Below are 12,385 nucleotides of genomic sequence, written 5' to 3'. Positions count from 1 at the left end.
ATGAGTAATATTTTAAATTTCAAATCATTCTTTAAGTTCCTGGGACGCAACAAGGGGTATACTGCCATCGACCTATTCGGCTTGTCTGTCTCGCTGATGTTTGTGATTTTGATCGCAACCTATGTGGTCGGTGAGTTGTCGACCGACCGTTACCATGAGCATGCCGACCGTATCTACGTTTTGACGGATGGTCAAACGAGCGGTGCGGCTTATCCGTTGGGTACTCGTCTGGAGGAACATTATCCGGAGATTGAAAAAGTCTGTCATACAATGACCCGTGTCTTTGAAAATACTCCGATCCGGAACGGGGAGAATAATGTAACGGCAAATATGATGCTTGCCGATGCGACTTTTTTCGAATTTTTCAATTTCCCGTTGGTACAGGGAAGTAAAGAGCAGGCATTGGCGGCAAAGAACTATGCCGTGATCTCCGAATCTTTTGCGAATAAGTTTTTTGGAAATGAAGACCCGATGGGGAAAACGATCCGTATCAATGATAAACTGTCGCTGATGGTGAATGGTGTGATGAAGGATATCCGGAACTCCGTTATCCCGGATCAGGATATCCTGTTCAGGATCGAAAATATCAATACCTTAATTCCTGAAGGTTGGATTGCTAACTACAACAGTTATGGAATGACCAATGTCTTTGTGATGGAACAGGAAGGTGCAGATATTACTTCCCGGTCGAAGGATATCATGGATTGGTTCAATACCTTTGTACCGGCATATATGAATGGATCTGTAAAGGGACTTAGCTTCATTCCGCTGACAGAGTTATATTTTTGGGAACAGACCAATCCGTATGGATTTTATGCGATAGAAAGAGGCAACTGGCAGTTTGTGATGATCCTCTTGTCGGTAGGTTTGCTTATTTTGTTGTTTGCCGTCATTAATTACATCAACCTGACAGTGGCACAGACCGGTTTCAGGGCAAAAGAAATGGCCACCCGCCGTTTGCTGGGTTCCTCGAGGAAAGAATTGTTTTCCCGCTTGATCATAGAATCGACATTGTTGACAACTATTTCTTTCTTAGTCGGTTTGTTGCTTGCTTTCTTCTTTGCTCCTTTTGTGAGTGATCTGTTACAGAAGAAAGTAGATCTGGTTGAAATGATCACTCCGTTGAATGGTATGATTGTGATACTGCTGATCGCCCTGATCGGATTTATAGCCGGTTTGTTACCGGCAATCGTTATCTCGAATGCAAAACCGATCGAAGTGGTGCGGGGTACGTTCCGTAAACAGACGAAGATGGTATTCAGCAAGTTCTTTATTGTTTTTCAGAATACGATCACGATTTGTCTGATTGCAGCTTCTGTTACCATGTTTTTGCAGGTAAAGCATCTGATCAATGCTCCGTTAGGATATAATTCAGTCAATATTATCGATATAAAAGGAGATGAATTGCCGGAGAATCAATCCTGTAATACTCTGGTGAGTGAGTTGAAACAGTTGGGTAGCGTCAACCGGGTAGGATTAGGACAAGGTACTCCTTTCAATATGGGAATGAATTATAATGCCCGTTACGATGATAAGACGATTCCTTTCCAGATCATTCGTTGTAATAAAGAATATAGTGATATTTTGGGATTTGAATACCTGCGTGATAACCATGTAGCCGATCCGGATAAATATTTTCTTGCCGAAAGTTCGGTAAAAGCTCTGGGATTGAAGGAAGACGCTACGGATTTTGATTTCAGCGCCTGGGGAAAACATCCTGTTGCCGGTATTGTAAAGGATTTCCAGTTACGTAATATAATACAAAAGAACTCTCCGGTCGTTCTGATTCTCACCGAAAGTAAAGAGGAACTCGATCGTCCTCATAATATCATCGTAGAAGTGAATGGTGATCCGTTTACTGCCCGCCGGGAAGTGGCTGCCACTTATAAAAAATTGACCGGTCTGGACTTTACTGGTAAGTTCATGGATGAACAAATCGAAGAATCGTTTACGGTTCAGAAAAGAACTTTGACAATCGTTATGATCTTTGCCGGTATCGCGATCCTGATCTCGTTGTTGGGGTTGCTGGCCATGTCGACTTACTTTATCCAGCAGCGTTCGTCTGAAATAGCAGTGCGCAAGGTATTCGGTTCGACCAATGCACAAGTACTGATCCGGTTGGTGAAAGCCTTCCTGACCTATGTGGGGATTGCTTTTATCATCGCTATACCGTTGATCTGGCATTTTATGAACGGATGGCTGACCGATTATTCGTATCGGATCGAACTTTCTCCCTGGATTTATGTTGTTGCCGGAATGTTCTGTCTGATCGTCTCGTTTGTAACTGTGTTCATACAGAGTTATCAGGCGGCAATAGCCAATCCGGTAGAAAATATAAAAGATAATTAGGCTTTTGCCTGATTATCTTTTAGCCAAAACGACCAAAACCTTATCCATATTATATATAGCTAATGAATTAGTAGTAACATATAGAGTAACACCACAATGAACAATGTATTGAATTTTAAGTCCTTCTTTAATTTCCTGGGACGAAACAAAGGGTATACGGCGATCGACCTGTTCGGTCTGTCCGTCTCGCTGATGTTTGTGATCCTGATTGCAACCTATGTGGTCGGCGAGTTGTCGACCGACTGCGGAAATGAAAATGCAGCCCGTATTTATGCTGTAAGTGATGGCGAGGATATCGGATCGGCTTACCAGATCGGATATCGTCTGGAAGAACGTTATCCGGAGATAGAGAAAGTTTGTCATGTTTTGTGCCGGATATTTGACAATACCTTGATTCAACGTGGAAATGAAACGCTGACAGCCAATCTGATGCTGGCCGATACGACATTCTTCGACTTTTTCAATGTTCCGTTGATACAGGGGAACCGGGAACAGGCATTGGCCGCCAGAAACTATGCGGTGATCTCCGAGTCTTTTGCCAATAAGTTCTTTGGTAAAGAAGACCCGATGGGTAAAACGATTCGTATCAATGATGAGTTGACACTGGTGGTCAATGGAGTGATGGAAAATATTCGTCATTCGGTCATTCCCGATCAGGATATTCTGTTCCGGGTCGAGAATATCAAAGCGGTAGGACAGAATATGTTTGACGATTATAATAGTGCCGGTGTTGTGAACGTCTTTGTGATGGAGCGTAAAGGTACTGATATTGCTTCCAAATCAGAAGAGGTAAGAGACTGGTTCAAGACATTTTTCTGGATGTATGAAAGAGGCTTTTCTACAGAAGTTGTATTTATCCCGCTGAATAAGTTGTATTTCTGGGAACCGGAGGGATCATTCGGAGCTGTTACAATAGAAAAGGGGGACTGGAAGTTCGTGGTCATTCTGCTTTCGGTTGGCTTGCTGATCCTCCTGTTTGCCGTTATCAATTATATCAACCTGACGGTGGCACAAACGGGATTTCGGGCAAAAGAAATGGCTACCCGCCGCTTGCTGGGTTCTTCGCGAAAGGAGCTGTTTACCCGTCTGATCATGGAATCGACCTTGCTGACGGCTATTTCTTTTATAGTCGGTTTATTCCTTGCCTTTTTCTTTGCTTCCTATGCCGGTGATCTGTTGCAGAAAAAGATAGAGATCACCGAGATGATCACTCCCGTGAATGGTATTATCGTCATTTGTCTGATCGTCCTGGTCGGATTTATTGCCGGGTTGCTGCCTGCCATCGTGATATCGAATGCGAAGCCGATCGAAGTGGTACGGGGGACGTTCCGGAAGCAGACGAAAATGGTGTTCAGTAAGTTCTTTATCATTTTCCAAAATTTGATAACGATCTGTCTGGTGGCTGCCTCACTTACTATGTTTTTGCAGATCAGGTATCTGATAAATGCTCCGTTAGGATATAATACGGTGAATGTGCTCGATATCTATGCAAGAGAGTTACCTGATCAGAAAAGCAGCTATACCCTGGCAAACGAATTGGAACAACTGGCGTGTGTCAGCCGGGTCGGACTGGCGGAAGGAACTCCTTTCACTATGGGTATGAACTTCAGTGGCCGTTACGACAATAAGAGTATCAGCTCACAAGAGTTTCGGGGCGATCAGACCTATTTCGATATTCTGGGCTTTAAGATACTGCGTGACAATCATGTCGCCGGATCGGTCAAATACTATCTCTCTGAAGAGTTTATGAAAGCTCTGGAACTGCCGGAAGATGCTGCCTCGTTCAAGCACAGGGCTGCGTTCGATACGCCATTGGCCGGTATCGTTCAGGATTTCCAGATGAATAATATCCTGATGCAAAAACTTCCGGGACTTGTGATACTTTGTTCGAACCGGGAAGATATGAATCCGCGCAATATCATTGTAGAGGTGAAAGGGGATCCGTTTGCTGCCCGTAAAGAGATAGAGATTGTTTACGAGAAATATACGGGAATGGAATTTATGGGAATGTTCATTAACGAGCAGGTAGAGCGGTCGTTTGCCGCCCAGCAAAGGACCTTGAAGATCGTATCGATCTTTGCCATGATTGCAATCCTGATCTCTTTACTGGGATTGCTGGCGATGTCAACCTATTTTATCCAACAGCGTTCTTCCGAGATAGCAGTACGTAAAGTCTTCGGTTCTACAAATGCGCAGGTACTTGTCCGGCTGGTAAAAGCGTTCCTTACCTATGTGGCAATCGCCTTTATCATCGCCATACCGGTAATCTGGTATTTTATGAATGGGTGGCTTTCGGATTATTCGTATCGAATCGAGCTGTCTCCCTGGATTTATGCGGCAGCGGGTGTATTCTGTCTGTTCATCTCGTTCTTTACCGTATTGGTACAGAGCTACCAGGCGGCTACTTCCAATCCGGTGAATAATATAAAAGATAATTAAGTTAGCCATATATAAACAACACAAAGAAATGAAAACAATTATTCGAAATTTTATCAGTGTATTGCGCCGTTTTAAGATGGCAACTATTCTTAACATCCTTGGATTATCTGTGGCTTTTGCCGCTTTTATGGTGATAATGATGCAAGTGGACTATGATAAGAACTTCGATACGTTCCATAAGAATGCGGATAATATCTACCGAGTGGAGCTTCAGTGGGATAAGGAGTCGACACAGGCTGTCCTGTCACGTCCGATGGCTAATGTTTTTATGAATTTCTCTCCGCATATTGTGGCAGGGGCGGTTACCTCTCCGTTTTATAATGAAACATTTTATTCGGTCGATAAAGGAGTAGAAAAAAGTACCTATATGGAACCGACCATGATTGTTGATCCTTCTTTTACGGATGTCTTTGACTTCGATATATTGGATGGTTCGGTAGATGCTCTGAAAGAACCGGGTAAGGTGCTGGTTCCGGAAAGTTTGGCGCGTAAAATATTCGGAGAAGAGTCGGCTGTTGGTAAACAGATTACAGCAAAGGAGAGTAAAGGACTGTTGGTCGGTTTTTTCACTACACCGGAAGGAAATTACACGATAGGTGGCATTTATAAGGATCTTCCCCTTAATAGTATTATCCGAAATGCTATTTTTTTGAAGATGGATGAGAAAGCAGATTTGCATAATTGGGGAAATTCAAGCTATAACTTTTATGTCCGTCTTGACCATCCTGAGTCAGCAAAGGATCTGGTGAGTGATTTTTTAGTCTATTATAAAAAGAATGAACTGGGAAAGAATATGTCGTGGTATTCAGGTGAGCCTAATTTTCGCTTGACTCGTTTACCGGATGTACATTATGCAATGGATGTAACTTTCGATATGACTCCCAAGTCTAGTCGGCAAACGGTATTGGTTCTTATCGCTATTTCATTGGTCATACTGATTATTGCAGGTATAAATTTTACCAATTTCAGTACGGCACTGACGCCGATGCGTGTGAAAAGTATTAATACACAAAAGGTGTTGGGCAGTTCCGATGGCGTATTGCGCTTCTCGCTATTGATGGAGGCTGTTTGTATCAGTACGGTGGCTTATTTACTGGCTTTGTGGATGGTCCATATGGCTGGCAACAGTACGATAGCGAAGTTGGTAGATGCGGATATGTCTTTGTTTGCCCATCCGTTGTTACTTTCCGCAACGGCTTTGATCGCATTGCTGACCGGATTACTAGCAGGTTTGTATCCTTCCTATTATATGACTTCTTTTTCTCCGGCATTGGTTTTGAAAGGGAGTTTCGGTCTGTCTCCAGCAGGACGAAGATTGCGTAATGTGCTTATATGCATACAGTTTATAGTTTCTTTTACTTTGATTATCGGTTCGATGTTTATGTCTTTGCAGAATCGCTTTATGCAAAATAGTCCGTTAGGGTATGATAAGGATCAAATAATTGTGACGAACCTGACTGCACCTGTATTGAAGAGTTCGGACGCTTTCAGGAGTAGCCTGAAGACTTTTTCAGGTATAGAGGATGTCACTTATGGTGAGTTCATGCTATCGAGCCAGGATCAATATATGGAGTGGGGGCGTGAATTGAAAGGCGAGAATATACAGTTCCAGTGCATGCCGATAGATCCGTCGTTTCTTAAGGTCATGAATATTCCTGTGACTGAGGGCCGGGATTTCCGGGAGGAAGATGCTTTGACAGCCGAAGGGGCTTTCATATTTAATGAACGGGCGAGAAATCTATACGATATAAGTTTGGGGGATAAGATCGATGGAGCCAACATAGTCGGCTTTATTCCGGATATAAAATTTGCGTCCTTCCGTACAGAAGTTACTCCTATGGCTTTCTATGTGCGTGGTAAGGGGTATGGCGGTGGAGCGGATTATGCTTATATAAAGGTAAAGGGTGATTCGAACCTGCAAGCAGCAATGGCTCATGTGAAAAGTGTACTAAATGAGATACATCCGGATTATCCGTTTAACGTTAAGTTCTTCGATCAGGTATTAAATACTTTGTATGAGAAGGAAGAGAACCTGAGTTCGCTGATAACCCTATTCAGTTTGATTGCCGTGTTCATTTCGATGGTCGGAGTATTCGGACTGGTGGTATTCGATAGCCAATACCGCAAAAAAGAAATCGGCATACGAAAAATAATGGGCTCGACTACTTCCGAGATCCTGATCATGTTTAATAAGACTTACATATATATATTATGTATCTGTTTTGCCTTGGCGGCTCCGGTTGCCTACTATGCTATCCATAAATGGCTGGAAAACTTTGCCCTCAAAACACCGGTTTATTGGTGGGTATTTATGCTTGCTTTCTTATTGGTTTTCTGCCTCACCATTCTGACGGTGACTTTCCAGAACTGGCGGGTAGCCAATGAAAATCCGGTGTACAGCATAAAAGATAATTAGGCATATTCATGGTTTGTTTTGTCTAATTATTATACATCAGTGTCCAAATATTAGACACACCCGGCAAGGCGTTATATTTATAACGCCTTGTTTATTATTAGCTTATCTCTTTTGGCACAGTATTTGAATTATATTGACCAGAAAGAAATGAACTATAGATATGAAGACTATTATTAGAAACTTGTTAAGTGTATTGCGCCGGTTTAAAATGGCGACACTGTTGAATGTATTGGGACTGAGCATTGCTTTTGCAGCCTTTATGGTAATCATGATGCAGGTCGATTATGACAGGAATTTCGATAAATTCCATAAAGAGGCCAACCGGATTTACCGGCTGGAAATGAAGTGGGGCGATGATGATGGCTTACAAGCTGTTCTCTCCAGGCCGTTGGCGGATGCGTTTTTCAATTTCTCACCGCATATTGTTGCCGGTGCGCTGACTTATCCGATGTACAGCCAAACGGTTTTTCTGGCCGATGTGGGCACAGGAGAGCGGGTCAGCTATATGGAGCCGAATTTGCCGGTCTATTCTTCATTTGCCGATGTGTTTACTTTCGATATGCTGGATGGCTCGGCAAAGGCTTTGGAAGATCCCGAGAAGATACTGATTCCGGCCAGCATGGCACAGAAGATATTCGGTACGGAGTTTGCCGTCGGACGTCACATGAAAGCTGCAGATACACAAGGACGCTTTTCGGGAATGTTTACCATTGCCGAGATCGATTATACGGTAGGAGGGGTTTACCGCGATTTCCCCGTGAACGGTATCCTTCAGAATGCTGTCTATCTGAAAATAGATGATAAAGAAGGATTGCATGACTGGGGAAACTCCAGTTACAATGCCTATCTACTTCTGGACAATCCTGCATCGGCTGAAAACCTGGTCAGCGAGTTTCTGGATTATTACAAGAAAAACGATCTGGAGAAAAATATGTGGGGAAACAAAACTGCGAATTTCCAGTTGACCCCATTGCCGGAACTGCATTACGTAACGGATGTAGCCTTCGATATGGCTCCTAAAACGAGTCGGCAGACGCTGTTGGTGCTTATCGCTATTGCCTGTGTGATTATACTTATTGCAGGAATCAATTTCACCAATTTCAGTACGGCACTCACGCCGATGCGTATCAGGAGCATCAATACACAGAAAGTATTGGGAAGTTCCGATAGTACCTTGCGTTTCTCTCTATTGATGGAAGCGGTCGGTATCAGTTTCATCGCATTTATATTGGCACTGGTGGCTGTCTATCTGGCTGCTGATACTCCACTCAAGGCATTGGTCGGAGCTGATCTCTCGTTGACGGCTCATCCGGTATTGATTAGCGTAACCGGCGTGCTTGCCATCCTGCTTGGTGTGTTGGCAGGACTTTATCCGGCTTACTATATTACCTCTTTCTCACCAGCCCTGGTGTTGAAGGGTAGTTTCGGACTTTCTCCTAAAGGACGGTTGCTGCGGAATGTACTGATCAGCGTACAGTTCATCGCTTCGTTTGCTTTGATCATCGGGGCCATGTTTATGTATATGCAAAACAACTACATGCGGACAAGTTCCCTGGGATATGACAAAGATGAAATTATCGTGACCGACCTGACTGCTAAAGTTATGAAAAATAAGGATTCTTTCAAGAATCGTCTGAAGTCTTTCTCCGGTATCGAGGATGTGACTGCAGCTGGATTTCAGTTGTCGGGACAGGACCAGTATTCGACCTGGGGACGTGAGTTGAATGGTAAGCACATCCAGTATCAATGTCTGCCGGTCGATCCCTCTTTCCTGCAGGTATTAGGTATTCCGGTCAATGAAGGACGTGACTTCCGTCCCGAAGATGCCTTGACGGCAGAGGGTGTCTACGTTTTCAACGAATCAGCCCGGAAAGCCTACGATATTCAGTTGGGTGATAAAATCTACGGAGCGGAAATAGTTGGTTTCTGCCCGGATATTAAAGCGGCCTCTTTCCGGATGGAGATTACGCCGATGGCCTTTTATGTACCCGGAACCAGCCGTAACGAACAATCTACCTTCGGCTACATCCGTGTGGGAGCCGGAACGGACAAGCTGGCTGCTATGGAGCATGTAAAAAAGGTGTTGAGTGAAATCCAATCGGATTATCCTTTTAATGTCCGCTTCTTTGATGATGTACTGAATAATTTGTATGAGAAGGAGACAAACCTGGGTGCATTGATTACTCTGTTCAGCCTGATCGCTGTCTTTATCTCGATGGTCGGGGTTTTCGGTTTGGTCGTGTTCGACAGCCAGTATCGCCGGAAGGAAATAGGTGTCCGTAAGGTATTGGGTTCGACTACTTCTCAAATCCTGATCATGTTCAATAAAACGTACATACGTATTTTGGCTGTTTGTTTTGTACTGGCAGCTCCGGCTGCCTATTATGCTGTCAATAAATGGCTGGAAAACTTTGCTTATAAAACTCCGGTTTACTGGTGGGTATTTGCCTTGTCTTTCGCTCTGATTTTCTTTATCACGATCCTGACAGTAACTTTCCAGAACTGGCGGACAGCAAATGAGAATCCGGTATATAGCATAAAAGATAATTAGACAGATTCATGGTTTGTTTTGTCTAATAATTATACACCTGTGTCTAAATATTGGACACTTCCGACAAGGCGTTGCATAAGCAACGCCTTGTTTTTTACATATTTATGTCTTTGGCACATTATTTGAATGGATTTAGCCAAAATGATATAACGGATAGCGCAGCATAAGAGGATATATCATTCAGATTATAACGTTAATTCGATACGATTATGAAAACAATTATCAGGAATCTGTTGGGAGTAGTTCGTCGGTTTAAGGTGGCAACCCTGTTGAATGTATTGGGGCTTAGTGTTGCTTTTGCAGCTTTTATAATTTTAATGATCCAGCTGCAATATGACTGGGGATTCGACAGGTATCAGAAAAATGCGGAACGGATCTTCAGGGTAGGACTTTATACGCCGGATTGGGGAAATCAGGTAGTTGTATCTCCTCCTTTTGCCAATGCTTTTATTCAATCGTCTCCTCATATAGAGAAAGGAGCATTGCTTAATTCTTGGGGAGCTCGACTGGCCTTAAAGGCTGAAACCGGAAATAATGACGATGCTGGCTTTTGGTGTACAGTGAACGGTATGACTCCGGAATATGCCGCTATTTTTGATTTCCAAATGCTGGAGGGTAATGCTGAGAGTGTAGAGAATCCGGGTACTGTTCTGATTTCAAAGAGTCAGGCCCAAAAGTTTTTTGGAGAAGATCAGGCTGTCGGTAAACTGTTGATGACCGATAATTCATCATTTACAGTCGGTGGCGTATATAAAGATTTTCCAGCAAATTCTGTGATACAGAATGCTGTGTATAAAGGAATCAATGGGAAAGTAGACCAGGATAACTGGAATGCTAATGGTTATCAGTTGTATGTTTTATTGGATGATCCTAACCAAAAAGATCAGATAATAGCTAATTTCAAAAAACATTTAAACAGGCAAGAGTATGATTGGGAAACGCGTGATGTAAGGCTTACCCAATTAACCGATATTTATTATGAAGCGGATTCCCAGTTCGATTCATTGAAAGATAAAGGTAATCGTACATTGGTCTTGATTCTGTTCACTGTGGCTCTATTGATAGTGTTTATTGCCGGGATCAATTTTACAAACTTCAGCAATGCATTAGTTCCAATACGTGTCCGTAGTATTAATACGCAGAAAATACTGGGAGGTTCCGATAGGATATTACGTTGTGCCATGCTGGTAGAGGCAGTAATGATTTGTCTAGTTTCTTTTGTTATTTCGCTGTTTATTGTCAGAGGAATGGCGAATACCTGGCTTGCAGATATGATAAGTGGAGACATGTCGCTGGCTTCCAATATTCCTTTGTTGGCATTGACGGGGATATTGGCCATAACAGTGGGAGTTTTAGCGGGGGTATATCCTGCCTGGCGTATCACTTCTTTTTCTCCGGCATTGGTGTTGAAAGGTTCATACGGGTTGACTCCTGCCGGAAGAAAATTAAGAAGTCTTCTTATTTCTTTCCAGTTTGTCATCTCTTTTGCATTGATTATAGCTGCCTTGTTTATTTATCTGCAGAATCATTATATGGTTTCTTCTTCTTTGGGCTTTAATAAAGATCAGGTTGCTATTGTTGAGTTGAACGGGAAGTTGATAAAGAATACAGGAACATTGGAAAGCCTGTTAAAGAATGAGTCGTCTATACAAGAGGTGGCTTTTGCCGAAGATTTATTGTCAGGAGGAGATCAATATTCTACTTTTGGACGGGGCTACAGAAACAATGATCTAACATTCAAATTATTCACAGTTGATCCCAATTTCCTTCAGGTAATGAATATTCCGGTTATATCCGGTCGTGCTTTTTATCAGGAAGATGCAGCATCGGCAGGAGGAGCTTATATCTTTAATGAAACAGCCAGGTTACAGTATGACCTGGTGGCAGGTGAATATATTACAGGAAATGCTTATGTTGAAGTACCTCCTGCCGTGATCGCCGGTTTTATAGATGATGTAAAGTATGCTTCTTTCCGTACCACTGTCGAACCGATGGCTTTTTATGTACCGGATGAAAAAGATTTTCATCCGAGATATGCCTATATAAAGATAAAAGCCGGAGCCAATATCCGCGAAGCCATTGCCTCCATTGGTAAAGCGTTTACTTCGGTAGACAAGGATTTTCCGGTTGAGGTATCGTTTTATGATACGATCCTGAATAATCTCTATAAACGTGAGTTGAGTATCGGTTGGCTGATCTCCCTGTTCAGTCTGGTAGCTGTTTTTATTTCGATAGTAGGGGTTTTGGGCTTAGTGATCTTCGAAAGTGAGTATAAGAGAAAAGAAATAGGTCTCCGAAAAGTACATGGTGCAACTACCTCACAGATATTGATCATGTTCAATAAAGTATATGCGCGTATTTTGGTAATTTGTTTCATCCTGTCGATACCTGTTGCTTATTATGCAATGAACCGGTGGCTGTCATATTTTGCCTATAAGATACCTTTGTATTGGTGGGTGTATGCGATTGCCTTTGTTTTTGTTTCAGCTATCACGATCCTGATTGTTTCGTTCCAAAATTGGAGTACAGCCAGCGAAAATCCGGTAGAAAGTATAAAAACAGAATGAGAATCATGCAACCTCTGCAAAATTATTACGTATTATTATAATAAAGTTGTTTGTGGGAACAAC

The 12,385-nt window shown here is 42.7% G+C and carries 5 protein-coding genes; all 5 read left to right on the top strand.

All coding sequences use genetic code 11. The features are described from left to right. The 5 genes from P3L47_RS19395 to P3L47_RS19375 all read left to right on the top strand — a co-directional run bounded on the left by P3L47_RS19395 (position 1) and on the right by P3L47_RS19375 (position 12,322). Positions 1-2,349: an ABC transporter permease gene (locus P3L47_RS19395; protein ID WP_277781835.1), complete on the top strand. Its 2,349-nt coding sequence runs from the start codon at positions 1-3 to the stop codon at positions 2,347-2,349. Between the two features lie 96 nt (positions 2,350-2,445). Next, positions 2,446-4,788 carry an ABC transporter permease gene (locus P3L47_RS19390; RefSeq protein ID WP_277781834.1) on the top strand — a complete coding sequence of 781 codons (2,343 nt, stop codon included), beginning with the start codon at positions 2,446-2,448 and terminating at the stop codon, positions 4,786-4,788. Positions 4,789-4,816: 28 nt separating this feature from the next. Next, positions 4,817-7,204, top strand: a complete 2,388-nt coding sequence (locus P3L47_RS19385; protein WP_122360316.1) for an ABC transporter permease — start codon at positions 4,817-4,819, stop codon at positions 7,202-7,204. Between the two features lie 160 nt (positions 7,205-7,364). Next, complete coding sequence (locus P3L47_RS19380; RefSeq protein WP_277781833.1) at positions 7,365-9,755, top strand: ABC transporter permease; 2,391 nt, start codon at positions 7,365-7,367, stop codon at positions 9,753-9,755. Between the two features lie 209 nt (positions 9,756-9,964). Then, positions 9,965-12,322 carry an ABC transporter permease gene (locus P3L47_RS19375; protein WP_277781832.1) on the top strand — a complete coding sequence of 786 codons (2,358 nt, stop codon included), beginning with the start codon at positions 9,965-9,967 and terminating at the stop codon, positions 12,320-12,322. The last annotated feature ends 63 nt before the right edge of the window (positions 12,323-12,385 follow it).

Origin of the sequence: Parabacteroides chongii (assembly GCF_029581355.1) — a bacterium.
GTDB lineage: Bacteria > Bacteroidota > Bacteroidia > Bacteroidales > Tannerellaceae > Parabacteroides > Parabacteroides chongii.
This window is presented reverse-complemented; position numbering and strand designations above follow the sequence as displayed.

Excerpts from the sequence above, each read along its gene's own strand:
- P3L47_RS19395 (WP_277781835.1), top strand. The coding sequence starts at position 1 with ATGAGTAATATTTTAAATTTCAAATCATTCTTTAAGTTCCTGGGACGC.
- P3L47_RS19390 (WP_277781834.1), top strand. The coding sequence starts at position 2,446 with ATGAACAATGTATTGAATTTTAAGTCCTTCTTTAATTTCCTGGGACGA.
- P3L47_RS19385 (WP_122360316.1), top strand. The coding sequence starts at position 4,817 with ATGAAAACAATTATTCGAAATTTTATCAGTGTATTGCGCCGTTTTAAG.
- P3L47_RS19380 (WP_277781833.1), top strand. The coding sequence starts at position 7,365 with ATGAAGACTATTATTAGAAACTTGTTAAGTGTATTGCGCCGGTTTAAA.
- P3L47_RS19375 (WP_277781832.1), top strand. The coding sequence starts at position 9,965 with ATGAAAACAATTATCAGGAATCTGTTGGGAGTAGTTCGTCGGTTTAAG.